The 26,854-nt window shown below is 55.4% G+C and carries 25 protein-coding genes; 15 read left to right on the forward strand and 10 right to left on the reverse strand.

The features are described from left to right. Nucleotides 1-14 precede the first annotated feature (14 nt). From typA to ACOAP0_RS00130, 3 genes are all read left to right on the forward strand, one after another. The gene (typA, locus tag ACOAP0_RS00120; protein WP_087493806.1) at nt 15-1,838 is read left to right on the forward strand and encodes a translational GTPase TypA; all 1,824 of its coding nucleotides are present in this window, start codon (nt 15-17) and stop codon (nt 1,836-1,838) included. A 135-nt stretch (nt 1,839-1,973) separates the two neighbouring features. Beyond that, nucleotides 1,974-2,846, forward strand: a complete 873-nt coding sequence (locus ACOAP0_RS00125) for a DMT family transporter (RefSeq protein WP_498374526.1) — start codon at nt 1,974-1,976, stop codon at nt 2,844-2,846. Continuing rightward, on the forward strand, nt 2,843-3,955 hold the full coding sequence (locus ACOAP0_RS00130; protein WP_498374525.1) for an enoyl-CoA hydratase/isomerase family protein: 1,113 nt from the start codon (nt 2,843-2,845) through the stop codon (nt 3,953-3,955). The genes ACOAP0_RS00125 and ACOAP0_RS00130 overlap by 4 nt, the downstream gene beginning before the upstream one ends. 19 nt (nt 3,956-3,974) lie before the next feature. On the opposite strand, the gene ACOAP0_RS00135 is transcribed toward ACOAP0_RS00130, so the two are convergent. From ACOAP0_RS00135 to smpB, 4 genes are all read right to left on the reverse strand, one after another. After that, a complete protein-coding gene (locus tag ACOAP0_RS00135; RefSeq protein WP_498374524.1) occupies nt 3,975-4,793 on the reverse strand; it encodes an anti-sigma factor family protein in 819 nt (272 codons plus the stop codon). 10 nt (nt 4,794-4,803) lie between these two features. Further along, complete coding sequence (locus ACOAP0_RS00140; RefSeq protein ID WP_498374523.1) at nt 4,804-5,334, reverse strand: RNA polymerase sigma factor; 531 nt, start codon at nt 5,332-5,334, stop codon at nt 4,804-4,806. Between the two features lie 6 nt (nt 5,335-5,340). Beyond that, nucleotides 5,341-5,715: a COG4315 family predicted lipoprotein gene (locus ACOAP0_RS00145; protein ID WP_481873949.1), complete on the reverse strand. Its 375-nt coding sequence runs from the start codon at nt 5,713-5,715 to the stop codon at nt 5,341-5,343. 90 nt (nt 5,716-5,805) lie between these two features. After that, a complete protein-coding gene (gene smpB, locus ACOAP0_RS00150) occupies nt 5,806-6,279 on the reverse strand; it encodes an SsrA-binding protein SmpB (protein ID WP_087493812.1) in 474 nt (157 codons plus the stop codon). A gap of 80 nt (nt 6,280-6,359) precedes the next feature. Between smpB and ACOAP0_RS00155 the strand changes: the two genes are divergently transcribed. Together ACOAP0_RS00155 and ACOAP0_RS00160 are read left to right on the forward strand one after the other, a co-directional pair. Continuing rightward, nucleotides 6,360-6,803 carry a type II toxin-antitoxin system RatA family toxin gene (locus ACOAP0_RS00155; protein WP_498374522.1) on the forward strand — a complete coding sequence of 148 codons (444 nt, stop codon included), beginning with the start codon at nt 6,360-6,362 and terminating at the stop codon, nt 6,801-6,803. Beyond that, entirely contained in the window at nt 6,793-7,158 is a 366-nt protein-coding gene (locus ACOAP0_RS00160) for an RnfH family protein (RefSeq protein ID WP_498374521.1), read from the forward strand. The genes ACOAP0_RS00155 and ACOAP0_RS00160 overlap by 11 nt, the downstream gene beginning before the upstream one ends. 26 nt (nt 7,159-7,184) lie before the next feature. Here the strand turns inward: ACOAP0_RS00160 and ACOAP0_RS00165 are convergent, their stop codons facing one another. After that, nucleotides 7,185-7,694 carry a DUF4124 domain-containing protein gene (locus ACOAP0_RS00165; RefSeq protein ID WP_498374520.1) on the reverse strand — a complete coding sequence of 170 codons (510 nt, stop codon included), beginning with the start codon at nt 7,692-7,694 and terminating at the stop codon, nt 7,185-7,187. A 73-nt stretch (nt 7,695-7,767) separates the two neighbouring features. Between ACOAP0_RS00165 and guaB the strand changes: the two genes are divergently transcribed. From guaB to ACOAP0_RS00190, 5 genes are read left to right on the forward strand one after another with little or no spacing between them, the layout of a single operon-like run. Next, nucleotides 7,768-9,237, forward strand: a complete 1,470-nt coding sequence (guaB, locus tag ACOAP0_RS00170) for an IMP dehydrogenase (RefSeq protein WP_087493816.1) — start codon at nt 7,768-7,770, stop codon at nt 9,235-9,237. Between the two features lie 12 nt (nt 9,238-9,249). Beyond that, on the forward strand, nt 9,250-10,896 hold the full coding sequence (gene guaA, locus ACOAP0_RS00175; RefSeq protein ID WP_498374519.1) for a glutamine-hydrolyzing GMP synthase: 1,647 nt from the start codon (nt 9,250-9,252) through the stop codon (nt 10,894-10,896). A 56-nt stretch (nt 10,897-10,952) separates the two neighbouring features. Beyond that, a complete protein-coding gene (locus ACOAP0_RS00180; protein ID WP_498374518.1) occupies nt 10,953-12,791 on the forward strand; it encodes a putative bifunctional diguanylate cyclase/phosphodiesterase in 1,839 nt (612 codons plus the stop codon). 10 nt (nt 12,792-12,801) lie between these two features. Then, nucleotides 12,802-13,998, forward strand: coding sequence for a tRNA adenosine(34) deaminase TadA (gene tadA / locus ACOAP0_RS00185; RefSeq protein WP_498374517.1), 1,197 nt, complete (start codon nt 12,802-12,804; stop codon nt 13,996-13,998). A gap of 7 nt (nt 13,999-14,005) precedes the next feature. Then, a complete protein-coding gene (locus ACOAP0_RS00190) occupies nt 14,006-14,935 on the forward strand; it encodes an LD-carboxypeptidase (protein WP_498374516.1) in 930 nt (309 codons plus the stop codon). A gap of 6 nt (nt 14,936-14,941) precedes the next feature. Here the strand turns inward: ACOAP0_RS00190 and ACOAP0_RS00195 are convergent, their stop codons facing one another. After that, nucleotides 14,942-15,262, reverse strand: a complete 321-nt coding sequence (locus ACOAP0_RS00195; protein ID WP_498391278.1) for a hypothetical protein — start codon at nt 15,260-15,262, stop codon at nt 14,942-14,944. Between the two features lie 252 nt (nt 15,263-15,514). On the opposite strand from ACOAP0_RS00195, the gene ACOAP0_RS00200 reads away from it, so the two are divergent. The 5 genes from ACOAP0_RS00200 (at nt 15,515) to ACOAP0_RS00220 (ending at nt 22,676) form a co-directional block, all read left to right on the forward strand. Then, complete coding sequence (locus ACOAP0_RS00200; RefSeq protein WP_498374514.1) at nt 15,515-16,405, forward strand: adenylate/guanylate cyclase domain-containing protein; 891 nt, start codon at nt 15,515-15,517, stop codon at nt 16,403-16,405. A gap of 118 nt (nt 16,406-16,523) precedes the next feature. After that, complete coding sequence (locus ACOAP0_RS00205) at nt 16,524-19,439, forward strand: Tn3-like element IS1071 family transposase (protein WP_498391279.1); 2,916 nt, start codon at nt 16,524-16,526, stop codon at nt 19,437-19,439. Nucleotides 19,440-19,918: 479 nt separating this feature from the next. Beyond that, nucleotides 19,919-20,548, forward strand: a complete 630-nt coding sequence (locus tag ACOAP0_RS00210; protein WP_498374513.1) for a TniQ family protein — start codon at nt 19,919-19,921, stop codon at nt 20,546-20,548. 61 nt (nt 20,549-20,609) lie between these two features. Next, nucleotides 20,610-21,706 (forward strand): IS3 family transposase gene (locus ACOAP0_RS00215; protein WP_498374497.1). Its coding sequence is split into 2 segments (ribosomal slippage): nt 20,610-20,862 and nt 20,862-21,706, totalling 1,098 coding nucleotides; the frame shifts between segments, so codons are not numbered across the junction. Between the two features lie 28 nt (nt 21,707-21,734). Further along, the gene (locus tag ACOAP0_RS00220) at nt 21,735-22,676 is read left to right on the forward strand and encodes a hypothetical protein (protein ID WP_498374512.1); all 942 of its coding nucleotides are present in this window, start codon (nt 21,735-21,737) and stop codon (nt 22,674-22,676) included. A 479-nt stretch (nt 22,677-23,155) separates the two neighbouring features. Here the strand turns inward: ACOAP0_RS00220 and otnI are convergent, their stop codons facing one another. Genes otnI through ACOAP0_RS00240 form a run of 4 tightly spaced genes read right to left on the reverse strand, consistent with a single transcriptional unit; the run spans nt 23,156 to nt 26,756 of the window. After that, the gene (gene otnI, locus ACOAP0_RS00225) at nt 23,156-23,980 is read right to left on the reverse strand and encodes a 2-oxo-tetronate isomerase (protein WP_498374511.1); all 825 of its coding nucleotides are present in this window, start codon (nt 23,978-23,980) and stop codon (nt 23,156-23,158) included. 24 nt (nt 23,981-24,004) lie between these two features. Next, nucleotides 24,005-24,673: a class II aldolase/adducin family protein gene (locus ACOAP0_RS00230; protein WP_498374510.1), complete on the reverse strand. Its 669-nt coding sequence runs from the start codon at nt 24,671-24,673 to the stop codon at nt 24,005-24,007. Then, nucleotides 24,670-25,968, reverse strand: coding sequence for a 3-oxo-tetronate kinase (gene otnK / locus ACOAP0_RS00235; RefSeq protein WP_498374509.1), 1,299 nt, complete (start codon nt 25,966-25,968; stop codon nt 24,670-24,672). Before otnK ends, ACOAP0_RS00230 begins: the two co-directional genes overlap by 4 nt. Continuing rightward, nucleotides 25,965-26,756 (reverse strand): HpcH/HpaI aldolase family protein, encoded by a 792-nt coding sequence (locus ACOAP0_RS00240; RefSeq protein ID WP_498374508.1) that lies wholly within the window; start codon nt 26,754-26,756, stop codon nt 25,965-25,967. The genes otnK and ACOAP0_RS00240 overlap by 4 nt, the downstream gene beginning before the upstream one ends. Nucleotides 26,757-26,854 lie beyond the last annotated feature (98 nt).

The raw sequence follows: 26,854 nt of genomic DNA on the forward strand, positions 1-26,854 counted from the left end.
GCAGAAAGTGAACCATGAGTAAACAAATCCGAAACATCGCCATCATTGCGCACGTTGACCACGGCAAAACCACCATGGTTGACCAGCTGCTGCGTCAGTCCGGCACCTTTGCCGAGCACGAAAAAGTGGTCGACACCGTGATGGACAACAACGCCATCGAAAAAGAACGCGGCATCACGATTCTGGCCAAGAACTGCGCAGTGAGCTGGGAAGGTACCCACATCAACATCGTGGACACCCCCGGACACGCGGACTTCGGCGGTGAAGTGGAACGTGCCCTTTCCATGGTCGACAGCGTGTTGCTGCTGATTGATGCGCAAGAAGGCCCCATGCCCCAGACCCGATTTGTGACCAAGAAGGCCTTGGCCTTGGGTCTGAAGCCTATCGTCGTGGTGAACAAGGTGGACAAGCCCGGCGCCAACCCCGACAAGGTTGTGAACGCTGCATTTGACCTGTTTGACAAACTGGGTGCGACCGACGAGCAGCTGGACTTCCCCGTGGTGTATGCCTCCGGTATCAATGGCTGGTCTTCCTTGGAGGAAGGCGCTCCCGGTGAGCAGTGGGGCCCCGACATGTCGGCCCTGTTCAACACCATCCTGAAGCACGTGCCACCGAACTCCGGTGACCCGACAGCTCCCTTGCAGTTGCAAATCTCTGCACTGGACTTCTCCAGCTTCGTGGGCCGCATCGGTGTGGGTCGTATCAGCCAAGGCACGATCAAGCCCATGCAGGACGTGGTGGTCATGGAAGGCCCGGACGGCAAAGCTGTGAAAGGCCGTGTGAACCAGGTCTTGACCTTCCAGGGCCTGGACCGCATGCAAAGCCCACTGGCAGGCCCTGGTGACATCGTGTTGATCAACGGTATCGAAGATATCGGTATCGGCGTGACTGTGACCGACCCTGCCAACCCCCAGCCACTTCCCATGCTCAAGGTGGATGAACCTACCCTGACCATGAATTTCTGCGTGAACACCAGCCCCTTGGCCGGTCGTGAAGGCAAGTTCGTGACCAGCCGCCAGATCTGGGATCGTCTGCAAAAGGAACTGCAACACAACGTGGCTCTGCGCGTCAACGAAACCGACGAAGAAGGCGTGTTTGAAGTGCTGGGTCGTGGTGAACTGCACTTGACCATTCTGCTGGAAAACATGCGCCGTGAAGGTTATGAAATGGCCGTGTCCAAGCCGCGCGTGATGTTCAAGGACATCAACGGCGAGAAGCACGAACCTATCGAGCTGGTGACCGCGGACATCGAAGAACAGCACCAAGGCGGCGTGATGCAGGCACTGGGCGAACGCAAAGGCGAGTTGATCAACATGGAACCGGACGGCCGTGGCCGTGTCCGTTTGGAATACCGCATTCCTGCCCGTGGCTTGATTGGCTTCTCCAACGAATTCCTGAACTTGACCCGTGGTTCCGGCCTGATCTCCAACATCTTTGACAGCTATGAGCCGCACAAGGGTGACATCGGTGGCCGAAAGAACGGTGTGCTGATTTCCATGGACGACGGTGAAATCTTCACCTACGCCTTGGGCAAGCTGGACGACCGCGGTCGCATGTTCGTGAAGGCGAACGATCCGGTGTACGAAGGCATGATTGTGGGTATCCACAACCGTGACAACGACCTGGTGGTGAACGCAACCCGTACCAAGCAGCTGACCAACTTCCGCGTGTCCGGCAAGGAAGATGCGATCAAGATCACTCCCCCGATCGAGTTGACTTTGGAATACGGTGTCGAATTTATCGAGGACGACGAGCTGGTGGAAATCACGCCCAAGTCCGTGCGTCTGCGCAAGCGTTTCCTGAAAGAGCACGAACGCAAGCGCGCCTCCCGCGATTAATTCATGCGGCCGGCGACAGCCGGTGCATGAACGCCCCGCAAGGGGAATCAACGTCCGCGGTCCGGCAGAGCTGGTCCCGCGGCGTTGTTGTTTTCACCATGTCTCCTCCCAAGGCATGTCAGCACAGGAAACTGCATGAAGCTCTCCCACAACCGCGCCGTTTTGCTGATGGTGCTGGTCGCCCTGATGTGGTCCACCGCCGGCGTGGTGACGCGCCATTTGGAGTCTGCGCGAAGCTTCGAAGTGACCTTCTGGCGCTCGTTTTTCACAGTGATCAGCTTGCTGGCGATCCTGCCTGTGGTGAGCGGGAAGGGTGTGTTCGCCAAACTGCGCAGTGCTACGCCAGCTTTCTGGCTTTCCGGCATGTGCTGGAGCGTGATGTTCACAGCCTTCATGGTGGCACTCACCCTGACCTCGGTGGGCAATGTGTTGGTCACCATGTCCATGGGGCCGCTGCTGACTGCCCTGATGGCGCGCATCTTCATCGGGCACCGCATACCGGCGCGCACCTGGGTGGCGGTGCTGGTGGCAGGCGCGGGCATTGTGTATATGTATGCCTCGCAAGTCGGCAGCATCACGCTATGGGGAACCTTGGTCGCCCTGTGTGTGCCCATTGCGGGCGCGACCAACTGGACGGTGACGCAGCACGCCCACGACCAAGGGCATGACATCGACCTGATGCCCGCCGTGTGGGTGGGTGGCGTGATTTCTTGTATCGTCACCTTGCCCCTGGCGCTGCCCTTGCAAGCAACTGCACATGACGTGGCTCTGTTGGGATTTCTGGGCGTCTTTCAGCTCGCCGTGCCCTGTGTCTTGAGCGTGCGGGTGGCCCAGGTACTGAAAGCGCCCGAGATATCCTTGCTCCAATTGCTGGAGGTTATTTTCGGCATTTTGCTAGCGTGGCTGGGTGCGAACGAGGCGCCAGGGAGTGCCGTTGTGTCCGGCGGTGCCTTGGTCATCGGTGCGCTGCTGGTGAATGAACTGATTGGATGGAGACAACGCAAATGAAACACGGAGACTGGGGTCTGGATGTCGTTACCGAGGTGAGCGGTGGGGTGGGTTACATCACCCTGAACCGCTCTAAAGCATTGAATGCCTTGAGCTTGGGCATGGTGCGCTCGCTCACAGCAATTCTTTTGGCGTGGAAGGATGATTCCAGTATCCATGCAGTGGCCATCCGCGGCAGCAACAAAGAAGGCCCCTTCGGCGGATTTTGTGCAGGCGGGGATATCCGCTTTTTCCACGCTGCGGCACTGTCAGGCGACCCGGCGCTGGAGGACTTCTTCACGGAGGAGTACGCGCTGAACCACCTCATCCACACCTACCCCAAGCCTTACTTGGCATTCATGGACGGCATCGTGATGGGCGGGGGCATGGGTATCAGCCAAGGGGCGTCACACCGCTTGGTGACCTCGCGAACCAAGATGGCCATGCCCGAAACCAACATCGGCCTATTTCCGGATGTAGGCGGGGGCTACTTTTTGAGCCGTTGTCCGGGTAACACCGGCGAATGGTTGGCTTTGACCGGAGAGGTTATTGGTGCAGACGCTGCTATTGCGGTGCAATTGGCGGACCACATGCTGGACGCAGGTCGACTCCAGGAAGCTTGGGATGCCTTGGCTGGCGTGGATTGGGAGTCTGCAGGATCACTCGACCCTTGGATTGCTACATTTTCTATAGCTGCTCACGCTGACTCCATAGGCGCTAGAGATCAAATTGATGCCTATTTTTCTCGGGCGGATGTGCAGTCTATCGTGGGTGCTCTGGAGGCAGACAGTTCTGAGTGGGCACAACATACTGCAGCGACTTTGCGCAAGCGTTCGCCCCTGATGCTGCATGTGGTGCTGGAGCAGGTGCGCAGAGCGCGCACCATGCGCCTGGCCGAGGACTTGCGCATGGAGCGTGACATGGTGCGGCACTGCTTCGTCACCCGCCATTTGGATCGCGCTGGAGCGCGCAGTGAAACGGTGGAGGGCATCCGTGCACTTGCGGTGGACAAGGACCACCAGCCACAGTGGAACCCGGCACGGATTGAGGATGTGACCACCGCCATGGTGGCCCCATTCTTCGACAGCCCATGGCCCGCGAACGCTCACCCCTTGCGTACGCTTGCCTAAGGCGAACCGGCGACTCCGCTCAGCGTGGAAGTTGGGCGTACACGGCTTCGGACAAGGCCATGAGGGCAGGGCGGTCCAGGTCGCCGGTCAGGGCGTAACCGAAATTGCGGTTTACCCAGTAAAAGCTGAGGTTCTTGCCCTGTTGGCTGAACTGGAACGAAGTTACTGTTGAGGATGCGTTCGTAGTGCTGGAGAGACCGCCCACATACAAGGTGACGCGCTTGCCGGTGGCGTTGTCGAACATGAACTGGGCGCGGGCACCGCTATCCCCCGACAAAAGACGCCCGCCCATGAGCTGAAAGCCTTGGGCAGACAGATCGGGCACCTTGAGTTCGCGCCCCAAGCGTTTGGAAAGCCACTGGACCAGATGCTGTTGTTCTGCTGCACTGACTTCGACGGGGTGCTTCACTTCCGGGGAAAACACGGCATGGGCCACACTCGCTTGCATGACAAATGCCTTTTCGCTGCGCTGTTGGCTGGCGTAAGTGCCAGGGCTAAAGCCGCTCAGCACAGGTTGCAAAAACCAGCCCATCCCGAATGCAAACAACACGCTGGCAGCCATACCACCCCAGCGAGTCCATTGGTTTCTTTGCTGTTGACGCTGACCGAGTTGTGACGCCGCCTGCAGCAGATGCGTCGGCAATGGTTCATCCAGAACGTCAGCGTGCAATTCACTGATGCGTTGGTTCAGGCGTTTCCATTCCTGTGCATCTGCCAGTAATGCGGGTTGATCCCGTAGTTGGTCTTCCAATGTCGCACGCTGATCCTCAGGGAGGCGCCCGTCAACCCAGGCATGCACATCATCCGGGCGCGGGGGAGGGGAAGAAGGGTGATTCATAGGCAGGTTCTCAACGCACTCGTTGGAGAGGAACAACGTCCGCACCGCGTTTGCTGCTGGCGGGCGTTCCATCCATCAGGTTTTGCAAACGTGTCCGGGCCCGGGACAACCTTGACATCACAGTGCCTAAAGGGCTGCCGGTGATCTTGGCCACTTCTGCATAGCTCATGTCTTCCAATGCCACCAGCAGGAGGACGGTTCTCTGGTCTTCGGGTAGCAAAAGCAGGCAACGTTGCAAGTCCATGCGACTGTCTGCGTGAGAGGCGGGCGCTGCGAGGCCTAAGGCTTCTCCCTCAAGCCCTTCCGGATCGGTTGCCGCTTGATGCCGGATGACTCTCCGTACATCACTGACGTGGATGTTGTGCATGATGGTGAACAACCATGCTCGCAGGTTGCTGCCTGCGGTCCATAAGGTCCATTTTGTGCAGGCACGCTCTAGTGTGTCCTGCACGAGATCATCCGCGGCCCATGCGCTGCCGGTAAGCGCTCTGGCGTAGCGGCGCAGCGCAGGGATCTGATCTTTGAGCTGCGCTGCATCCATGGTGAATCAGGGGGTGACGGTGCGCCAGACGTTCTGCACGCCATTGCCGGTGGCGTCTCCGGGCTTGGTGTCCTTGATCCAGAAGTACAGGGGTTTGCCTTTGAGAGCCCACTGCTTCTTGCCGTCATCGCGGGTGATGATGCTGTAGTCGCCGGCGGCCTTGTCGGTGTCCGAAGCCATCAGTGGGGGCCAATTGATCGCGCACTGACCATTGCACACCGATTTACCACTGCCGGTTGTGTCTTTGTCAAAGGTGTACAAGGTCATGCCGTTGCTGCCCGTCAAAATGCCTCCATTCACGGCAACGGGTGCCGATGGCGCCATGGCCGCGCAGCCGCCCAGCAGGGCGGCGGTAAGTGTGGCTATCGCGAGAAATTTCATGGAGTACTCCGGAGTTGTAAAGCCCGCGGGATGCGTGCTCACCAGATAAACGCCGGGCCGTGACGGTTTATTCCATGTCGCCGGAAAAAATTAACGGTTCCGGTCTTTCATGGCGCGTTCAACTTCCCGCTTGCCCTCGCGGTCCTTGATGGTGTCTCGCTTGTCGTGCTCAGCTTTGCCTTTGGCCAAGGCGATGTCGCACTTCACTTTCCCGCTCTTCCAATGCAGGTTGATGGGCACCAGCGTGTAGCCCTTTTGTTCAACCTTGCCGGTCAGGCGCTTGATTTCTTCCTTGTGCAACAGCAGCTTTTTGGTTCGGATTTTGTCCGGACTGACGTGGCTGGAAGCCGTGTGCAAGGGGTTGATCTGCAGGCCGATGATGAACATTTCACCATCGCGGATAACCACATAGCCGTCTGTCAGCTGCACTTTACCTTCGCGCAGGGATTTGACCTCCCAGCCTTCGAGCACAAGGCCGGCTTCAAACCTCTCTTCAAAAAAATAATTGAAGGCGGCTTTTTTGTTGTCAGCGATGCGGGAGGCAGTTTCGGGTTTTTTGGCCATGGAGTGAAAGTGGGGGCGAAGGGCAGAATTGAAAGACACGCATTGGGGCTTGTCTACAATCCCGCGCAACCCTGCATTCTATGAAAACTGTCAACAAGTCCGTCCTGATCTGGTACACCCCTGCCGAAATGTATGCTTTGGTGACGGATGTCGCGAGGTATCCCCAGTTTCTGCCGTGGTGTGATCACGCCCGGGTGCTCGAGCAGGATGAGGCCGGCATGACGGCCGAAGTAGGCATTTCGTTTAGCGGGATCCGGCAGACATTCACCACTCGCAACGATCATTCGGATGCCCAGCGTATCGGCATGCAACTTGTCAAAGGACCTTTCTCCAAACTGGACGGTGAATGGTTGTTTGCGTCTGTGGGTGATGGCAGCCAACGTGCGTGCAGAGTGAGCCTTTCGCTGAATTACGGTTTCGAAAATGCCACACTCGGAAAGTTGGTCGGACCTGTTTTTGACAAAATCGCGGCGAATTTGGTGGATGCATTCGTCAAGCGGGCGCAGCAGGTCTATGGCGACTGAGGCGCCGTTGACGCCAGACGGCACGCTGTCAGTGACGGTGTTTTACGCTCCTGGATCGCGTCAAATCGAGCAGTGTCAGCTGTCGATGAAAAACGGTGCCCTGGTGGCAGAGGCGATTGTTGAGAGTCAGTTGTTGAACGCCCTGCCTGCCGACGTGGTTGACGCTTTGGTCGTGAGTGTCTGGGGGCGGAAGGCAGGCTTCAAGGACAGATTGCGGAATGGCGATCGCATTGAAATTCTCCGCGATCTGAGGGTAGATCCCAAAGTAGCCCGCAGAGAGCGCTTCGCCAAACAAGGGGCAAAGTCAGCAGGTTTGTTTGCGCGGCGCCGCGTGGGCGGCAAGGCAGGATACTGATGCGCTTTGCGACATGACAGATTCCGCTATTTGCAGTCAGCGTCGATGACGCCTTGAACACGCTGTGCCTCAGCTGCTCGGGCTGCGTCGTCCAAAAATTCGCGCTCACCTGAAGCATTCGTACGGGATATCCGGGCGCCTGAATCGAACGTTGCCTTTGCTTGCCGCGCCAATTTGCAGTTGTCGGCCTTGGCTTTGGCAACCCTCTCTTCTTCAGCTTTTTTCTTCGCCGCTTCAGCTGCTTCAGCCTGCTTTTTCTTTGCATCCAAGGTTTTGTCTACCCCCGCGTCTTTCGGCAGGGCAGGCGCCGCCTCTGGCGCAGGTCCACTCGTGGTTGCCGCCTCTGTGGCTACTGAAGGCCCAGGAGATTTGCTACCAGCGGGGCGTTTCAGGATGTTTTTCTCAGGCACATCAGGTCCGGGTCCCCGGTCGCTGAATATCTTTCTTCCGTCCTTGTCTATCCACTGCCACTGAGCAACGGCGCTGAGAGAGGCGATGGTCAAAGTGATCGCAATGAGGGGCTTGATCAGTTTCATGGTACGAGTTTAGCGCTTTGGACGGACGACGCGTCGGGCGGCGAGGGTACAATCCGTCTTTTGGAGCTTTGACATGCGCCTTCTCGGCAAAGCGCTGACCTTCGACGATGTGTTGTTGGTACCAGCGTTCTCCCAAGTCCTGCCTAAGGACACCAGCCTCGCCACCCGTTTTTCCCGCAATATCGCACTGAATCTGCCGCTGGTGTCCGCCGCGATGGATACGGTGACCGAAGCCCGCCTGGCAATTGCCATCGCGCAAGAGGGTGGTATGGGCATCGTTCACAAAAACCTGACTCCCGCCGAACAGGCCGCGCAAGTGGCAAAGGTCAAGCGCTATGAGTCCGGATTGCTGCGGGACCCAGTGGTTATCACGCCTGAAACCACCGTTCGCCAAGTCATGGCGCTGTCAGACCAGTTGGGTGTATCCGGTTTCCCCGTTTGCGATGGCGGTAAAGTCGTCGGTATCGTGACTGGTCGCGACCTTCGTTTCGAAACCCGGTACGACCAGACCGTGCGTGAAATCATGACTCCCCGTGAGCGCCTGATCACCGTTCCCGATGGCACCACGCCCGAAGCTGCAAAAGCGCTGCTGAACAAGCACAAGCTCGAGCGCCTGCTGGTCGTCAATGACGCTTTTGAGCTCAAGGGGCTGATTACCGTTAAGGACATTACCAAGCAGTTGAACTTCCCCAACGCCGCTCGCGATGCCACAGGACGTTTGCGCGTGGGTGCTGCAGTCGGTGTGGGCGAAGGTACAGAAGCTCGCGTGGAAGCGCTTGTTGCTGCCGGGGTAGACGCAATCGTGGTGGACACGGCGCACGGACACAGTAAGGGTGTGATCGACCGGGTACGTTGGGTCAAACAGAACTTTCCTCAAGTAGACGTGGTGGGTGGCAATATTGCCACCGGAGCCGCAGCGCTTGCCTTGGTGGAGGCTGGAGCTGACGCGGTCAAAGTGGGTATTGGTCCTGGCTCGATTTGCACCACGCGCATTGTGGCTGGGGTGGGTGTCCCTCAAATCATGGCAGTTGACAGCGTTGCCACTGCATTGCGTGGAACCGGTGTGCCTTTGATTGCCGACGGTGGCATCCGCTATAGTGGCGATATTGCAAAGGCAATAGCCGCTGGAGCCAGCACGGTGATGATGGGGGGCATGTTCGCAGGAACTGAGGAAGCCCCTGGCGAAGTCATTCTCTACCAAGGCCGCAGCTACAAGAGCTATCGTGGAATGGGCAGTATCGGCGCCATGCAACAGGGAAGCGCCGACCGCTATTTTCAGGAGTCCAGCACAGGTAATCCCAACGCCGACAAATTGGTGCCCGAGGGTATCGAAGGTCGTGTTCCCTACAAGGGGTCGATGGTGGCGATCGTGTTCCAAATGGCTGGAGGCATCCGGGCCAGCATGGGCTATTGCGGTTGCGCGACGATTGCCGACATGCAGGACAAGGCAGAGTTTGTAGAGATTACGACTGCCGGCATCCGCGAAAGCCATGTGCACGATGTGCAGATTACCAAAGAAGCCCCCAACTACCGCGCTGACTGATATCGCACGCTCATGCACCAAAAAATATTGATTCTTGATTTCGGTTCTCAAGTCACTCAGCTGATCGCGCGCCGGGTCCGCGAAGCCCATGTCTTTTGTGAAGTGCATCCCTGTGATGTCACAGATGAGTGGGTTAAATCCTATGCGTCAGACGGGAATCTGAAAGGTGTGATCCTGTCCGGAAGCCATGCGAGCGTTTACGAAGAAGCTACGGACAAGGCCCCGCAGGCTGTGTTCGAGCTGGGCATACCCGTTCTGGGGATCTGCTACGGAATGCAGACAATGGCCCAGCAATTGGGCGGCAAGGTAGAAGCCGGCCACACACGTGAGTTTGGTGCTGCACAGGTTCGGGCACATGGCCGCACCAAGCTCTTTGACGGTATTCAAGACGGAACCAATGCTGAAGGTCATGGCTTGCTGGATGTCTGGATGAGCCACGGTGACAAGGTCACAGAAATGCCACCCGGCTTTTCTTTGATGGCGTCCAATCCGTCTTGTCCTATTGCGGGCATGGCAGATGAGGCGCGCCGATTTTATGCCGTGCAGTTTCACCCGGAAGTGACTCACACCCGTAAAGGGCAGGAATTGCTGGAACGCTTTGTTCTGGGGATTTGTGACGCTCGTCCAGACTGGATTATGGGTGACTATATCGCTGAGGCAGTGCAGAAGATACGAGAACAGGTCGGTGATGAAGAGGTCATTCTGGGTCTTAGTGGCGGTGTTGATTCGTCCGTAGCGGCCGCCCTTATTCACCGTGCCATAGGCGACCAATTGACATGCGTGTTTGTTGACCATGGTCTACTTCGATTGAACGAAGGCGACATGGTCATGGACATGTTTGTTGGAAAACTGCATGCCAAAGTGATACGTGTGGATGCGTCTGACCAGTTCTTGGGCCACCTTTCAGGTGTCAGTGATCCGGAAGCCAAGCGAAAAATCATCGGCCGTGAGTTTGTCGAGGTTTTCAAAGCAGAAGCTGCACGACTGACGGCTGCCGGTGAAAGCAAAAATGGTGCGAAATGGCTTGCACAAGGCACCATTTATCCGGACGTCATTGAATCCGGCGGAGCCAAGAGCAAAAAAGCAGTCACCATCAAGAGTCACCATAACGTAGGTGGCTTGCCGGAACAGTTGGGCTTGAAGCTCCTCGAACCACTTCGTGAACTTTTTAAAGACGAGGTGCGTGAACTGGGTGTTGCTCTTGGCCTGCCAGCCGATATGGTGTATCGCCATCCTTTCCCGGGGCCCGGACTGGGGGTTCGCATTCTGGGCGCTGTGAAGAAGGAATATGCCGATCTGTTGCGTCGCGCAGATGCAATTTTTATTGAAGAGCTCCGCAAAACTCCTTACGAGGGTGCAACTTTGCCAGGAGCTAACCCCCGGAAGCCGCCAAGAACCTGGTACGACGCAGTGTCTCAGGCGTTCACCGTTTTTTTGCCGGTCAAGAGCGTTGGTGTGATGGGGGATGGTCGTACTTACGACTATGTTGTCGCTTTGCGAGCGGTTCAAACCAGTGATTTCATGACCGCCGACTGGGCGGAACTTCCGTACAGCCTGTTGAAGACAGTGTCAGGACGAATCATCAACGAGGTTCGTGGCATCAACAGGGTGACTTATGACGTGAGTAGCAAGCCTCCTGCCACTATTGAGTGGGAGTGATGTTTCTGTATTTCACACGTGTTAGGTAAGAAGCGGACATCTAGGGACTACCCCTGATGTCCGTTTTTCATTTGGCTTTCGATCGCAGCTTGGTGCACAATGTTTCCATGAGTACTGGGAATCTGTTGGAACCACATGCAGACGCTGATGCACTTCAGTTTTTGGATGATGACGCAGTTATCGGCTTTGAAAAAGAGCTGACCTGGCGACTCTTGATTGTTGACGATGAGCCCGACGTCCACAGAGCAACGACCTTTGCTTTGGCAGGAGTCCTGATTCTGGGGCGTCAATTAGAGTTCTTGCATGCCTACTCTGCGGCTGAGGCAGCCAACATCCTTCGTTCGGAGGCTGACGTAGCCATCGTGCTTCTTGATGTGGTGATGGAGCGCGAGGACGCTGGACTGGCGTTGGTAAAAACCATACGCAAGGAATTGAAACTAACGGATTTACGCATTATTTTGCGTACAGGGCAGCCCGGATACGCACCTGAAATCGAGACCATTCATGATTTCGATATTAACGACTACAAGACGAAGTCCGAGCTGACACGGACCAAGCTTTATGCCACCGTCACTGCGGCATTGCGCGCGTATGAGCAGATCCGGAAGCTTGACGAGATGGCGTTCTACGATCGACTTTCATGTCTGCCTAACCGGAACAAGTTTATCGATATCAGTGATGAGAGGTTGGCCAATGCATCCCTGAGCAACGAGATGATGGCTATTCTCGATATCGATGACTTTTCGGAAATCAACGATGCGCTTGGCCATCAGCAGGGCGATCGATTGCTTCAAGCGGTTGCAGATCGCTTGAAGTTGGAACTTGGGCCTGATGCCGTATTGGCGAGGATCGGTAGCGATACATTCGGTTTGATGGGTCCGGCTGAAGTGGTTGATCCGCTCCGCGTGTTGGCATTGTTCCGTACGCCCTTCCTCGTACAGGACGATGCCATGGTGGTCACCGCGACCATGGGGCTAACTAGCTTGTTTTCGGGTGGCGTCTGTGGTCGGGATGCTTTGAAGGATGCCAATATCGCGCTCAAGCGCGCCAAGAAAAGCAGGCGAGGCAGCTTTGTTTTCTTTTCAGCTGAAATGGGCTCTGACATACGAGAGCGTGTCCGGTTGCTTCAAAGTCTGCGCAGTGCGGTAGAAAGTGAGCGGTTGTTCATTGTTTACCAGCCGCAGATTGATCTCGTTTCGGGTGCCGTAATCGGAATGGAGGCATTGATCCGCTGGCGCAATGAGGACGGCACCTTTGTGCCTCCTGACCGGTTTATTCCACTCGCAGAGGCTTCGGGAATGATAGTGGCGATAGGCGATTGGGTGCTCAGAATGGCATGCCATGAATTGGTCAGGTTGCAGGGATTGGGACTCGGCGACGTAAGAATGTCCGTGAATGTTTCGCAGATTCAGTTTCGCCACCCAGAGTTCCTGGATAAACTAAATGCGGCATTACTGGATACTCGAATCAGCCCCAATTGCCTCGAGTTGGAAATCACCGAATCTGTGGCGATGGAAGACGCAGAGTTCATGCTGGAGACCTTGCATGGAGTACGTCAACTCGGCATCTCTATTGCCATTGACGACTTTGGTACTGGATATTCTTCTCTCAGTCAGCTCCGTCAATTACCCATTGACCGTCTGAAAATTGACCGCGCTTTCGTATCGGAGTTGGGTGGCGATGTTTTGGGTGGTCATATTGCTTCGATGGTGATTGAATTGGGACGCAATCTTCAGCTCAAAGTCATTGCGGAAGGTATTGAGACTCCTGAGCAGGCGTCGCGACTCAAAGATCTGGGTTGTCACGAGGGTCAAGGGTATCTTTATGCCAAGCCCATGACTTCACCATTGTTAAAAGAGTGGCTACAAGCCCGCGGTGCTTTTGATTCAATCTGACGAATATTTCATGTCGCTGGCCCTGGAGCAAGCGATCGAGGCAGAGTTGGCTGGCGAGGTACCAGTCGGTGCAGTCATCGTAAAAGGTGGTCAAGTTATCGCGAAGGGGCGCAACAGGACCATTGAATGGAATGACCCCAGCGCCCATGCAGAAGTAGTAGCGCTCAAAGAAGCGGCAAGAGCCTGTGGCACGCACCGACTATCCGGACTTCAGCTATTCGTGACGCTTGAGCCATGTGCTATGTGTAGTGGTGCGATTTTCCACGGCCGGATAGAGCGCGTTGTGTTTGGTGCTGCCGATCCCAAAACAGGCTGCGCGGGGTCTGTATTGAATTTGTTTGCGGTGGACAAGCTCAATCATCACGCCGAGGTATCGGGTGGCGTGCTTTCACATGAGTGCTCTGACATCCTGGTGCGTTTTTTTGAACGTAGCCGTGCAAGAAAAAACGCATCCTCAATTCCTTTGAGAGAGGATACGCTTCGTACGTCAGAGTTCCGTTTCACAGGTTTATTGTCTAGCAACATGCCCAGCCATTTCCATTTAGGGCGCGAAGGATTCAGGTTGCACTATCGAGATGTCCACCCTGCAGTCTCACGTAAAACCGTGCTTTGTCTTCATGAGTTCCCGTATTGGTCTGAGCAGTTTGTTTCACTGGTTTCGAAATTTGAGTCTTCAGGATGGCGGACCATTTGCCCGGATCTCATTGGGTGCGGACTGAGTGACAAGCCCAAGAAGGCTGCATGGCATAGCGATGAGTCGCATGCTAGAGTACTCTGCGATTTGCTTTCGCATTTGAACGTGATCCCCCAAACCATCATTGCATTAGGCGGAAGCGCAAACATAGCTTCAACCTTGGTTCAATCGACTGACTGGGCCGCAACAAAACTCGTGCATTTGGATCGCTGCGATGACGAGGTTTCCTATCGTGACGCCGGTATAGCCCACTCCGGGAAGAGAACGATCGGACCATGGCGGGCGGTCGAGCAGCATTTTTTGGCAAATTTAAGCCCCACTCAGTATCGAGTTGCAACGGCCCCGTTTCCGGACGCCGGACATACAGCCATCTTTAAGGGTCGGTTGCATATTTCGTTCGCTCATAAACATAACGACGGGTTTATTTGTTTACTGCGTCCAGTCAGTTCTAACCGTTTCGAGTTGGGCGAGGATGTCGAAGAGGCGCTTTTTCGTATGGTCGAACAGGGATAATGGGCGAGTGAAGAAATCTGTTTATATCTACTCTCCGTCGGGCGCAGTTCGGGACAAAGCTGCATTCAGGCGAGGCGTCCGGCGACTTCAGGCCCTGGGTTATGAAGTCGAAGTGGATTCGGACGCTTTATCGAGTCATATGCGATTCGCTGGCGATGATGAATCACGCTTGAGATCTATTTCGCGGGCGTGTGATAGTCGGGCAGACATTGCTCTAGTTAGCAGGGGAGGGTATGGAATCACCCGGATACTTGGGCAGATTAACTATGCGGATGTAGCAAAGGCCATCGATCTCGGCACATCTTTTGTTGGCATCAGTGATTTCACAGCATTCCAATCAGCCGTTTTTGCAAAGACAGGACGTATCACTTGGGCCGGTCCCGCACTTTGTGAAGGCTTTGGGGTGCCTGTTACACAGGACTCACAGCCGGACGACATCATGGAAGACTGCTTCAATGACTTGATGTTGGGGCAGGGGGAGGGCGCAGGTTGGCGTCAGGATAGATCTGGATTTTGTCCACCTGAAGATGTCCAGCTTGCAAGTGATTCAGTCGTTTGGGGCGGGAACCTTTGCGTGCTTTCCACCTTGATTGGTACAGAATTCTTACCAAGCATTGACGGAGGAATTTTGTTCCTCGAAGATATCGCCGAGCATCCGTATCGCATAGAGCGCATGTTGACGCAACTTTTGTACTCGGGTGTCTTGAGTCGTCAAAAAGCCATCCTATTAGGACAGTTCACCGGCTATCAGTTGGGGTCCCACGACAAGGGATTTAAGTTTTCTACGGTGATCGAGTGGCTTAGAACTCGAGTCAACGTTCCAATACTGACCAACTTGCCGTATGGGCATGTCCAAACGAAAGTGTTGATTCCATTTGGGAAGAAATCCGATCTTGCTGTGTCGGGCAGAGATGCAATGCTTTTCTGGGGGCACTAGATCTGGTTAGCGTTTTAGCATCGCAGACTTGGCGGTCAACGTACTCGGTACCAGACCTACAAAAAGTTCACTGATAGCGGCTAATTTTTCCCGAGCCAATGCTTCGCCGTCGAAACTCGCAATGGCTGCGAGTACATCTCCTCGCAAGTACCAGAGGTCTTGGACATCGTCCGCATAAGTCACCCGAAGCTGGATGACTGGAAATTGGGTGGATGCTGCGCTGCCCATGGCGCGCAACATTGCTTCGCGTATTTCTTGGATTGAACTTGAAGAGGCTCCGCCTCTTTCAGAAGAGTTGCCCCTGAACAGGGTCTGTATTCCATTCATGAAACTAGATGATGTCCAACGCATATTTCCTGCTTTTTAGTTTTGTCAGACGATAGAGAAAGTCGCTCTCGTGCGCAATAGGGCTACGCCTGAGCCTGTTATCACTTTGCAACATTCAAGTCGCCTTAGCGTCTGTTTGTTGAGGATAGCCAAAGGTCATGAACATTACGTGACGGCAAACACTTAAGCATCATTCAGGCCATGTCTATGCAATAAACTCCGGCCTGATAGTCAAAGTTTCGGAAAGAGTTGATGGGCGTTCAATCCACTGTTGTATTTACGGATCTCCACGGGAGCACCGCTGTTTTTGGTGCGCTTGGAAACGTCCGTGCTACCGAAACCATCACCGCTATCACCTCCTGGATTGCGAATTTGTCGCAATCATTCGGGGGGCGGTTGGTCAAGACTCTGGGTGATGGTGTGATGGTGGTGTTTGCCGACAACGCGAAAGCTATAGACTTTGTCGTTGAAGCGCAGAGGGCGCACTTTAAAGGACAGCATCGCCAGAGCAGCGATGTTCGGTTACCGATCAGAATCGGTATTGCCAAAGGAGAGATCGAGGAACTGGCAGGTGATTGCTACGGTGACGCAGTCAATGTGGCTGCACGACTTTGTGATCTATGTGGCCCCAATCAGATTTGGGCCAGTGATTCTGTAGTCGATTCAGTTTCGCTCGCGCGTGGTGTGTCTACTCGTTCCCTCGGGCCCATACATATTCGTGGACGGGTTGAGGCTTGCGGTGTGTACCAGATTGAGTGGCGTGAGGAAGAGCCCTCAGACTTTCTGACTATGCAGGCTCAATTGGTCACTGATTTCGGGAACGAGCGTGATGTGTTGGGCAAGGAGGTTTGCCTGCGTTGGGGCGAAACCGTGGCGTCGTTTAGATCGTATGAGTTGCCAGCGCAGATCGGCCGTGTTAAGTCTGCGGAGTTTGTCGTTTCAGATCCCCGTGTATCCCGTAACCATGCCAAGTTGGTTTGGCGGAATGGCGGAGTTATTTTGGTCGATTTAAGTACCTATGGGACATGGGTTCGTTTTTCGGATGATGCTCCTGGCGACATTTTGCTTAGACGCGAGGAGTGTGTGTTGCACGGAAGCGGTCAGTTGGCCCTTGGAGGGGTCTCCTCGTTTTCAGTGCAATAAGTGACGGTACGCAAAGCTAGCACTGGCGCGGGGGTGGTCTGGGTAGACCGTTGATTTCATTGACTTTCCTGTTCGCTTTGTAAACGGGTATGGTGGCCTCCCACTTTTGAGGTTCACGATGCAGGGTTGGCACACAACGTTTTTGGGGATGCGTGGGCTCCCCCGCGATATCAGCGACTTCGAGATGAAGGCATTTTTCACCTTCGATGGTGCCGAGCGCGACGCAATCAATGCACGCCGAGGTGATTCCCACAAGCTTGGTCTGGCGCTCCATATTGGTTTCCTGCGCATGAGTGGGCGTTTGCTCGGTGCCTTTCGGGTAATTCCAGTAGCCTTGTGGCGCCACCTTGGCAACGAGCTTGGCATTGCAGCACCAGAAGTCGCCTCGCTAAGAGCCATGTATGAACGCGGGCGCACGCTATTCGATCACCAACAAGTAGCCTGCACGGTCCTTGGATTCCAGTGGATGAGCGAGCACCAGCGCCGCTCACTGGTACGTGAACTGCGCGACGAAGTGGCGCGCTGCGCCGACCGCGATCAGCTACTCGTGCGGGCGCGTCAATGGCTGTACAAGAACAAGCTGGTGATCGTGCACGAGCGGGCAATTCGGACACTGATTGCGGCGGCACTTGCCCAGCTTGAAGTTGAAACAGGCACCGCCATCGCCGCCAGCGTTGATCCAGCAACACTTGATCGCTGGCGAGCCTCAGTTTCAGAGCTGCGCCCAGATGGACAAACCCAGCAGAGTTGGCTATGGGCTGCACCGGCGAAACACTCAACCCGCCAAATCAGCGAGGTACTGGAGCGCATCGACCTGCTTTACACGCTGGACGTTCATAAGCACCTGGCAGACATCCCCGATCTCATCTTGCGCCGCTACGCGCGCCGACTTGTCTCCAGGCCGCCCTCAGCCGGAGCCAAGATCAAAGAGCCAGCGCGCACCGTGGAGGTCGCATGCTTTCTTCGGTATTGCCTGTTCACCACCACAGACCAGTTGATCCTTATGGTGCAGCGCCGGATCGCCGATCTGTGGCGTCAGGCTGCCGCCGATGTCCCCGCTACCGTCAATTGGGCCGCAATGTACAAAACGCTGCTCGGCGAACTTGTTGCCTTGAGCGCGCAAGGTGCGGTGCCAGATGCTGAGTTGCGTGCCCGTCTTGAAGCCTTGATCACCGAAACCCAGAAACGCAAACCACCGAGCAGGGCCTCCCTGGTCCGCGAGGGATTGATTGATGGAATTCGCCCCGTGCGGTCGTTGCTCGTCGCCATTGCAAAGCTGCCCTGGCAGGCCACCGGCGAGCATCCTGCCATCGAGTACCTTGCCAAGCTGCAAGCTTTATATCTCAAAGGATCCAGAAAGCTGCCAGTTGAAGTGGTGGCACCAAGTCTGGGAATGATCTGGCAGGTTTCGATCTCCAGCCCAGACCGGGAACGGGCGTTTCAGGCGTTGGAGGTGGCCACCCTGTTTGCCCTGCGCCGCGCGGTGCGCAATGGCTCGGTCTGGATTGAGCACAGCCTGAGCTTTCGGGGTCGTGCGCGCTTGTTCTTCACGGACGAGCGTTGGCAGGCAGAGTCCAAGAAACACTATGCCCGTCTATCGTTACCCAGCAAGGCTGCCACTTTCTTGAAGCCTTTGCTGGCCAGAGTAACTGCCGGTGTCGATGCGGTGGCCGCTGCAGCCCGCAGTGGCGTACTGCGCGTGGATGATGAACTCCATTTGTCGCCATTGCCCGCAGAGGACGAAGACCCAGAAGTGACCAAGCTGCGCGCGGCTTTGGATCACCGCATCGGTGAGGTTCAATTGCCGGAAGTGATTCTGGCCGTTGACGCCCAGGTGCGCTTTAGCTGGATCATGCTCGGACGTGAGCCGCGCTCTACCGACGAGCTGCTGATGGTCTATGCCGGCATCATGGCCCACGGCACCAGTCTGACTGCGGTCGAATGCGCGCGCATGATTCCGCAATTGTCTGCCACCAGCATTCGCCAGGCCATGCGCTGGGCGCGGGACGAACGGCGTCTGAGCCAGGCCTGCCAGGCTGTGCTGGAATTCATGCAGCGACACCCGATTGCCGCCACCTGGGGGCGGTCCGATTTGGCATCTTCTGACATGATGAGCATGGAGACCACCAAACGGGTGTGGCAAGCCCGGCTTGATCCTCGGCGCAACACACCTTCCATTGGAATCTACTCCCATGTAAAAGACCGGTGGGGCATCTTCCATGCGCAGCCCTTTGTGCTCAATGAGCGCCAGGCGGGCGTGGCCATTGAAGGTGTCATCCGCCAAGAAAAGCTGGAGACCAGCCAGCTTGCTGTGGATACCCATGGCTACACCGACTTTGCCATGTCACATGCCCGTTTGCTTGGTTTTGATCTTTGCCCGCGGTTGAAGGAACTCAAACAGCGCCACCTCTTTGTGCCACGCGGCACCAAAGTGCCCGCAGAAATCGCTGCGGTGTGCGAAGCCAATGTCGACGTCGCTTTGATCGAAAAGCATTGGGATAGTCTGGTGCACCTGGCAGCCTCGGTCATGAGCGGACATGCCAGTGCGGTGGCAGCTCTTGCGCGGTTCGGTTCTGCCGCCCAGGGCGATCCAATCTATGAGGCTGGCGTGCAATTGGGGCGGTTGCTGCGTACGGCGTTTTTGGCTGACTACTTTGTCAAGGACGCTTTCAGGAACGAGTTGCGCCGGGTGCTCAATCGGGGCGAGGCTGTTAACGCCCTCAAGCGCGCCATTTATACCGGCCGGATCAGCCCGGCGCAGGCCAAACGTGTCGATGAAATGCAGGCTGTGGCCGATGCGTTGAGCCTGATGGCCAGCATCGTGATGGCGTGGAATACCTCACAGATGCAGGCGGTCCTGGATCGCTGGTCGAACCGCCGCCAGGTCATTCCACCGGAACTGATCGGGAAGATTGCGCCCACCAGGCTGGAGAGCATCAACTTGCGGGGTGTGTTTCGCTTCCCGGTTGACCGCTATGCTGACCAAATCCTGCCTTCGCGGCCAAATGCATCGATAACTGGCACCAATGGATGAAACCGACCACGGTTTGACGCCACGAATCGCAGATTTGAAAGTGAACAGGAAAGTCAATGAAATCAACGATCTACCAACACCACCTCCGCGCCAGTGCTAGCTTTTCGTACCGTCACTTATTGCACTGAAAACGAGGAGACCCCAGCAGGCACGCGTGAAGCCTTGATCGGCTTTAGGACCGATGAGCAACTCGAAAACCGCTTCATGCCCTTGCGCCTAGAACTATGGTCCCCTGGATCAGAGTGCCAAAAACTGTTGAGGGGCATGGAACATCTAATTCCTCTCAGAGAGGAGTCGAAGCTCGCCGAGGCGGAGTTGGCGGAAGCAATTCGATCACGTGCAGGTGGATTGATTGGAGAAATTGCCACTCTAGTCAGCATGGCCGCTGTTTATGCAATAAGGGAAAAGCAAGAAAGAATTGAAGTGAAAACCCTAGATCTGTGCGGATACGTTCCGATTCATACCCGGAAGAGACAAAAATGAAGGACCGAGGGCTGCAATATGCATTGTGGCCTGTTCATCCGCAGCCTTTTGGGGATGAATTGCTTTCCAGTTGGATTATTCGATTGGCGCATGGCAACGGCTTCAAAGCACAGACCTTTGTGTATGGATACTTTGAAAACGGAAAGAGTATGTGGGCGCGAGACGTGGATAGAACCGTGGACACACAAAGTATGAGGATTCTTGCAGAACGTTCCGGTCAGACTATTGAGCGAATCAGCGCCATGTCCATCGATAAATACACGGGAAAAGTATTTGAAGAATTGCGCAGTGGATGTCATGTGAATTGGCTTATGCCTTTGGGCATACGAGGCAGATTCTTTCGTCGGCCCGGACTAATGTTTTGTCCTGCGTGCTTCCGCGATTCTAAAGAGCCATATTTGCGGACCAATTGGAGAATGGCGTGGAGTACGGTTTGCACGGTTCATAGCAGGTTGCTATTTGACCGATGTCCTGCATGCGAAGCTACGTTGCAACCTCACTTAGCGGATCGTCAGTATCGAAGAAAGTTGAATAGGCAGGTCAGTATTGCCAATTGTGCGCATTGCGGTTTTGATTTACGCCTATGGGAGCGTTTTACACCAGTAGACGAAGAAGCGCTCGTGTGAAGCCTCCTTGAAAGCTTGAGCCAGTTAGAAGTAGAGAAAATCCCCCCAACGGAGTCTCTACGTGAAGAAATCAAAGTTCAGCGAAAGTCAAATCGTCGGCATCTTGAAAGAGGTCGAATTGGGAGCCAAGGTCGGTGAGACCTGCAGGAAGCACGGCGTCAGCGAACCCACCTACTACAAGTGGAAGAATCAGTTCAACGGGATGACTGTCCCGCATCTTTCTCAGTTGCGAGAGCTGCAGGAGGAGAACGCCAAGCTCAAGCGCATGTATGCCGACCTTGCACTCATGCACCATGCGTTGAAGGACGTCGTTGACCGAAAGCTCTGACCCCGCAGCGTCGGATTGATGTGGTGCAAACGCTCATGGCCGACCATGGCATGAGCCAACGTAAAGCCTGTGTTGCCAGTGGCATTGCCCGCTCCACACTGCGCTATTGCCACAAGCAGCCTGACGACTCCGGGGTCATCCAGTTCATGCAGACCTATATGGCTACCAATCCACGGCATGGTTTTGGCCTGCTTTACGCAAGCGCCCGCCATCAGAACCAGCCCTGGGGCAAGACAGTGTTGTGGCGGGTGTACTGCCAGCTCAATCTGAATCTGCCACGACGGGGTAAGAAGCGCCTGCCTGCGCGCATCCGACAGCCTCTGGAGGCGGGAAAGCAGCCCAATCAGGGTTGGAGTTGTGACTTCATGTCCGATGCTTTGTGGTCGGGCCGCAGGTTCCGCACCTTCAATGTCATCGACGAATTCAACCGGGAGGCGTTGCGCATCGAGATTGACACAAGTTTGCCCGCTGCCAGGGTTATCCGGGCCTTAGACGAACTAGTGGAGGTGCGTGGTGCGCCGCTGTTCATTCGTCTGGACAACGGCCCGGAATTCATTGCACATGCGCTGGCCGAGTGGGCCAAGACCAAGGGTATTGCCCTCAATCACATCCAACCAGGCAAACCAACGCAAAACGCCTATGTCGAACGATTCAATCGGACGTATCGCACCGAGGTGCTGGACTGCTACGTCTTCGATTCCTTGCAGGAGGTCAGAGACATGACTGCGGACTGGCTCCATCGCTACAACCACCACCGACCCCATGAAGCATTGGGGTCAGTTCCGCCGGTCGAATACCGTGTGACAAAATTCCCCAACCTCTACTTCTGAATGGTTCAGGAATTCGAGGTGGCTTCACGTGCGCGAAAACACATTCAAGCTGGCTTCAACGCAAGGCTATACCTCACTTGGGGTTATCGAAGACCTACATTCATTGTTCTACTTCAATGGACTGAGAGCCATCACTCAGTTCCTACTTGGTGAGGATAGTGGGGACTCCAAGTCTCTTGCGAGTGTCAACTATGTGGAAAGGATGAATGTAGAGAGCCGCCATGAGGTTTTGACAAAGCTTTGGTCCATCCTAGCTGATTGGCCGCACCGATTTCTGGCGATGTGCGAAACATACCGCTCTCCCTACACTCGATTGGTTTGTGAGCGAAGGGTGTTGCCGTGGTGGTTATATTCTGTCTGCAGCAATGAACTTCGACGTGATCCGCTAGCGATTTCGGCAAAGGAAGTTCAGTACATCCAGCACACGGTCCAGGATGCAGACGGGCGCTTTAGCTTTACGGCCGCTAGAAAAATGTATGGACGCGATATTTCGGGGCACATTGCCTTAAAAAGCGTAAGTATTTCAAAATCAATTGCACTGCAATTGTTCCAATACATAGATAGAGAAATTTCATTGGCGGAGGCAAATAAACATAAAAGGTATGCACTTATTCGAGACAAGGTGATGTTGCTTTGCGGCCATCATCGTCGACTAACTCAAAAGCAATTGGCGGGCTGGTTCACAGATGATGTGAAGGCGCAGGACAAAATAGCCAGGACACAGCCAGAAGTTCATTTTCCACTGACAGATTCGTCGCTTGATGAGTGGGTCTGCTGGTATGGCGAAATCCTTGGTAGCTACCTTACAGGTTCCGACTCACCGCAGGCTCTTTTTGTATCGAGTTTAAAAAAACCTATGTCTGAAAGCTTGATCGGACAACGATTTATCAGGCATGCACGAGGTGCCGGAGTCATCAATAATTTACCAACGTATTCACATTGGGCACGCGCGACAATAACCAGCGCTTAGCGTTGATTCGTTTTCAAATTCCTTGCCCATTGTTCGTCAAATTACTGAGCGGCCTTCCTCAAATCAACAAGATTAGCTTGGTGGAGATCATCCAATCACATGGCTGAACATGACGAGAATCGACGGCGGTCGTAGTTAAGTTCAGATACCTAGCCGGACAGCATTCGTTGAAAACCAACACGACGCAACACTGACAGCAAGATGAGAACTAGCTTGGCAATACCCTGTGCACCTACTGATGCATCCAAATTAATTCATGACCGAAGTATGGAAGTTCCTACTGGAGCGATTCCACTACACGATGGTGGGTCAACACCCAACTGCCACTCAAATACGCCTCAGACCAATGGATAGGCCCAACTTCCCAGAGTTATTAATGGCTGGATAGGGGTTAGCAAAAAATCCGACGGGTAGCCCATCATTCCTCAGAGCGTTAAATGCAATGGACAGGCACTTGCGCCTTGGTTGTATCTCAATTTCTATTTGAAGTGAACTGGAGTCAGTTCTTGCATCCATGCCAAACCGGTGGAAGTTGCCCCGCGCACCGTACCTAGTGCTGGACGGTATTCGCACCCGACCCAGCCCTCCCAGCCCGAGACCGCGGAAACTTCGTCGATTACGCTAAAAAGATAACGATGGTTCAGCTCTCCCAAGTCGGGCTCATGGCGCATCGGCACACCCGCAATCTGGAAGTGGCCGACCCGCCCGGTAGGCAAATACTGACGGATTTTCATGGCTACGTCGCCTTCAACGATCTGACAGTGGTATAGATCGAACTGCACCTTGAGATTTGGCGCTCCGATAGCCTGTACCGTACGGTGAGCTTCGTCCTGCCGGTTCAGGAAGAAACCGGGAATGTCTCGCGTATTGATGGGCTCAATCAGGACGTCGCGTCCGTCGGTGCAGGCCTGCTCGGCGGCCCAAGCGAGGTTAGCTTCGTAGGTGGCCTGCAGCTCAGTGCGGTCGATTCCGGCTGGTGCCAGGCCGGCCATAACGTGGATGCGCGGACAGTTCAATGCCTGTGCGTATTCAAGGGCTTTAGCAAAACCAGCTCGGAACTCGGCCTCGCGTCCGGGCAGGCACGCTAGCCCACGCTCGCCAGCATCCCAGTCGCCGGGTGGTGCGTTAAAGAGCACCTGCCGCAGGCCATGATCCTGTAGACGCAGGGCAATGTCTCTGGAGGCGAAGGCATAGGGAAACAGGTATTCCACCCCCTGGAAGCCATCGGCTGCTGCTGCGGCAAAACGGTCGAGGAAGGTATGCTCGTTGTAGAGCATGGTGAGATTGGCGGCGAAGCGGGGCATATGGATTCTCGTTGTTGTAATAGGTCACCAGAAGGCACCGAACTGCTCCCGCAGTTCCTGTATCTGGTCAGGGTTCAGAGGCGTGGCGCGCGTCAGCAGCCACAGGCGCGCGGTTTCCTCTAGCTCTTCCAGCACAGCGCAGGCCTCGGCCGGTGAGCGATGCCACACATTGGGACCGAGGCGGTCCAACATGACCGCGCGGATAGGCGTATCAGCAGCATGCATCTGCACGATGCGCTGCGCCACCCGCTCGCCCACCGCTGGGTCCCCCGGGCGGTGGTAGGGAATCAATGGCACGTGACCCACTTTCATCACAAAGTACGGCGTGATTGGCGGCAGCAGATCGTCGCTGGTTGGGTTGTCTGCTCCCCTACTTTGACCAAGCGATACTGCCACTAAGTGTGTGGAATGGGTGTGAATTACACAGCTTGCCAGTGGGTCGGCGCCGTAGATGCGGCGGTGCAGCGTGAGGGTCTTGGAAGCCCGGTCACCGCAAATCTGAACGCCGTTTTCGGTCACCTTGGCAAGGCGCGCTGGGTCCAGCGTGCCCAGACAGGCGTCGGTAGGCGTGATGAGGTAACCGCCTTCTTGCAGGCGCACGCTAATGTTGCCGGCTGTGGCATGCACATAGCCGCGCGCGAATAGCGAGACACCTACGCGGCAGATCTCATCTCTCAGTTCGTGTTCGGTCATGACAGAACTGAAAGTTGAGTGAATGCCTTCGTGAAGAAGTCGGTGCTACCGAAGTTGCCCGACTTCAGCGCTAGATGCATCGGCTCGCCTTGGCATAGTGGAGTGTCCACCGCGGTCCATGGCACACCGGGGTCGATTTGTGGCCCGATTGTCATGCGTTGCACCCCCAGAGCCTGTACTACCGCGCCGGAGGTTTCGCCACCGGCCACCAGTAGTTGGCGAACACCGCGCTGTACTAATCCGGCGGCAATGCGCGAGATCGTCTGTTCCACCATCTCACCCGCCCGGGCCACGCCCAATCGATCCTGCACGGCGCGCACCGTCGCCGGTTCGGCTGTGGCATATAGTAGAACTGGGCCGCTGGCCAGCAGCGGTTCTGCCCATGCCAGGGCCTGGGCGGCCACGTCTTCGCCCGCTGCTAAGGTCAGCGGGTCGATGGCCATGCAGGGCCGTCCGCTCTGTTTGAAATGCAGCACCTGCGCGTTGGTGGCGACCGAGCAGCTACCCGAGACCACGGCCTGCAAGCCGCGAGCAGGGGGCAGCGCATCGGCGCGCGTACTGGCATCCCGCGCTTGCAGCTGCGGCCAGTTCTGCGGTAGACCGATCGCAACGCCCGAGCCTGCAGTCACCATCGGCATGCCGGCCAGGGCCTTGCCGATCTGCATCAGATCGTCGTTGCTCACTGCATCCACCACCGCCACACCCACGCCTTGGGCCCTCAGCTCGGCAAAACGCTTGCTTATCATCTGTGGCCCGGCGGACACTACGTCCTGAGCAACCAGCCCGACCTTGCGTTTTGTTTGCGCCTGCATCACACGCACAAGGTTGGAGTCGGTCATAGGCGTGAGTGGATGGTTCCGCATACCACTTTCTGACAGCAGCAGATCGCCCACAAACAGGTGGCCCTTGAAAACCGTACGTTGGTTCACCGGAAAGGCAGGGCAGGCGATTGTGAATCCCTCCTCCGGCCCGTGCAGCGCATCCAGTAAGGCTTCGGTGACTGGACCAATGTTGCCTTGCGAGGTGGAGTCGAAGGTAGAGCAATACTTAAAATATATTTGGTCAACGTTTTGTGCTTGCAACCAACGTAGTGCGTCAAGTGATTGCTCGATGGCAGTATTTACTGACAATGTGCGCGATTTGAGTGCTATGACGATTGCGTCAGCTTGGATCGATACATCGTCTTGGGGTACACCAATCGATAGCACACAGCGCATACCAGACAGCACTAAATTGTTGGCTAGATCAGTGGCGCCCGTAAAGTCATCGGCGATAGCACCAAGCAATGTTTTCATGGGTTTATGCTCCTGCTTCGGTTAGCAGTCCAAGCGCCGCGAACAGCTTCGATTCTTTGGTTTGCTCCGGCCTTCAACATGTGTGCATCGTTACCGGGTGTGACTAGGTCAAAGCCTTGTGCGGCCATACTCTGCGCCATCTCTGGAGAGCTTGCAAATACTCCACTGTACTTACCTCGAGATTTTGCTGCTTCAAGCACATGTGATATCGCATCACGCATAGCAGGTGATGGCCATGCATTCGAACCTATACCCATAGCAAGACCCAGATCGCTTGGTCCGAAGTAAATACCATCCAATTCATCAATTTCGAGTATTGCCTCGACTGCTTCTAAAGCCGGTACCGTTTCGATCATTGCCAATGTCAAAATTTCATCATCAGCATGCGATGGGTAGTCAGCTCCTCCGTAAGTAAGTCCTCTGGAGGGCCCAAAGCTTCTGAAGCCACGCGGCGGATACCTGCAAGATCGCGCAAAATTTGCGGCTTGATCAACCGTTTCAATAAGGGGGCAGATGATGCCGTAGGCACCTGCATCCAGTAATTTGTTGATTTGAGCAAGTGAGCTGTCCGAGCTTCTCGCTATGGGAATTGCAGGAGTCGAAGAGATGGCTTGCAGCAACTGGACCGCAGTATCGAAGCCAAAAACTCCGTGCTGCAAATCTACCGTTACAGAATCAAAGCCCGTGTGGCCAAGAATCTCAGCTAAGTAGCTACTACCCATCGAGACCCATGCATTGATCGCCAACTCGCCGCGCTGTGCTTTTTTCTTAAGTTCGTTTTTTCGCATATTCGTCGCTTTCAATTGCGGCAAAACCGCAGATGGATACGACGTTAATTCAGGGAGCGCAAAGTCGTCCAATACGAATTGGAGTCTCTATTGAGAGG

The sequence above is a fragment of the Curvibacter sp. Hmag1.1 genome (genome assembly GCF_059769165.1).

What these genes read in the sequence shown, in the direction of transcription:
- typA (WP_087493806.1), top strand. Translation starts at nt 15, where the DNA reads ATGAGTAAACAAATCCGAAACATCGCCATCATTGCGCACGTTGACCAC.
- ACOAP0_RS00125 (WP_498374526.1), top strand. Translation starts at nt 1,974, where the DNA reads ATGAAGCTCTCCCACAACCGCGCCGTTTTGCTGATGGTGCTGGTCGCC.
- ACOAP0_RS00130 (WP_498374525.1), top strand. Translation starts at nt 2,843, where the DNA reads ATGAAACACGGAGACTGGGGTCTGGATGTCGTTACCGAGGTGAGCGGT.
- ACOAP0_RS00135 (WP_498374524.1), bottom strand. Translation starts at nt 4,793, where the DNA reads ATGAATCACCCTTCTTCCCCTCCCCCGCGCCCGGATGATGTGCATGCC.
- ACOAP0_RS00140 (WP_498374523.1), bottom strand. Translation starts at nt 5,334, where the DNA reads ATGGATGCAGCGCAGCTCAAAGATCAGATCCCTGCGCTGCGCCGCTAC.
- ACOAP0_RS00145 (WP_481873949.1), bottom strand. Translation starts at nt 5,715, where the DNA reads ATGAAATTTCTCGCGATAGCCACACTTACCGCCGCCCTGCTGGGCGGC.
- smpB (WP_087493812.1), bottom strand. Translation starts at nt 6,279, where the DNA reads ATGGCCAAAAAACCCGAAACTGCCTCCCGCATCGCTGACAACAAAAAA.
- ACOAP0_RS00155 (WP_498374522.1), top strand. Translation starts at nt 6,360, where the DNA reads ATGAAAACTGTCAACAAGTCCGTCCTGATCTGGTACACCCCTGCCGAA.
- ACOAP0_RS00160 (WP_498374521.1), top strand. Translation starts at nt 6,793, where the DNA reads ATGGCGACTGAGGCGCCGTTGACGCCAGACGGCACGCTGTCAGTGACG.
- ACOAP0_RS00165 (WP_498374520.1), bottom strand. Translation starts at nt 7,694, where the DNA reads ATGAAACTGATCAAGCCCCTCATTGCGATCACTTTGACCATCGCCTCT.
- guaB (WP_087493816.1), top strand. Translation starts at nt 7,768, where the DNA reads ATGCGCCTTCTCGGCAAAGCGCTGACCTTCGACGATGTGTTGTTGGTA.
- guaA (WP_498374519.1), top strand. Translation starts at nt 9,250, where the DNA reads ATGCACCAAAAAATATTGATTCTTGATTTCGGTTCTCAAGTCACTCAG.
- ACOAP0_RS00180 (WP_498374518.1), top strand. Translation starts at nt 10,953, where the DNA reads ATGTCCGTTTTTCATTTGGCTTTCGATCGCAGCTTGGTGCACAATGTT.
- tadA (WP_498374517.1), top strand. Translation starts at nt 12,802, where the DNA reads ATGTCGCTGGCCCTGGAGCAAGCGATCGAGGCAGAGTTGGCTGGCGAG.
- ACOAP0_RS00195 (WP_498391278.1), bottom strand. Translation starts at nt 15,262, where the DNA reads ATGAATGGAATACAGACCCTGTTCAGGGGCAACTCTTCTGAAAGAGGC.
- ACOAP0_RS00200 (WP_498374514.1), top strand. Translation starts at nt 15,515, where the DNA reads ATGGGCGTTCAATCCACTGTTGTATTTACGGATCTCCACGGGAGCACC.
- ACOAP0_RS00205 (WP_498391279.1), top strand. Translation starts at nt 16,524, where the DNA reads ATGCAGGGTTGGCACACAACGTTTTTGGGGATGCGTGGGCTCCCCCGC.
- ACOAP0_RS00210 (WP_498374513.1), top strand. Translation starts at nt 19,919, where the DNA reads ATGAAGGACCGAGGGCTGCAATATGCATTGTGGCCTGTTCATCCGCAG.
- otnI (WP_498374511.1), bottom strand. Translation starts at nt 23,980, where the DNA reads ATGCCCCGCTTCGCCGCCAATCTCACCATGCTCTACAACGAGCATACC.
- ACOAP0_RS00230 (WP_498374510.1), bottom strand. Translation starts at nt 24,673, where the DNA reads ATGACCGAACACGAACTGAGAGATGAGATCTGCCGCGTAGGTGTCTCG.
- otnK (WP_498374509.1), bottom strand. Translation starts at nt 25,968, where the DNA reads ATGAAAACATTGCTTGGTGCTATCGCCGATGACTTTACGGGCGCCACT.
- ACOAP0_RS00240 (WP_498374508.1), bottom strand. Translation starts at nt 26,756, where the DNA reads ATGCGAAAAAACGAACTTAAGAAAAAAGCACAGCGCGGCGAGTTGGCG.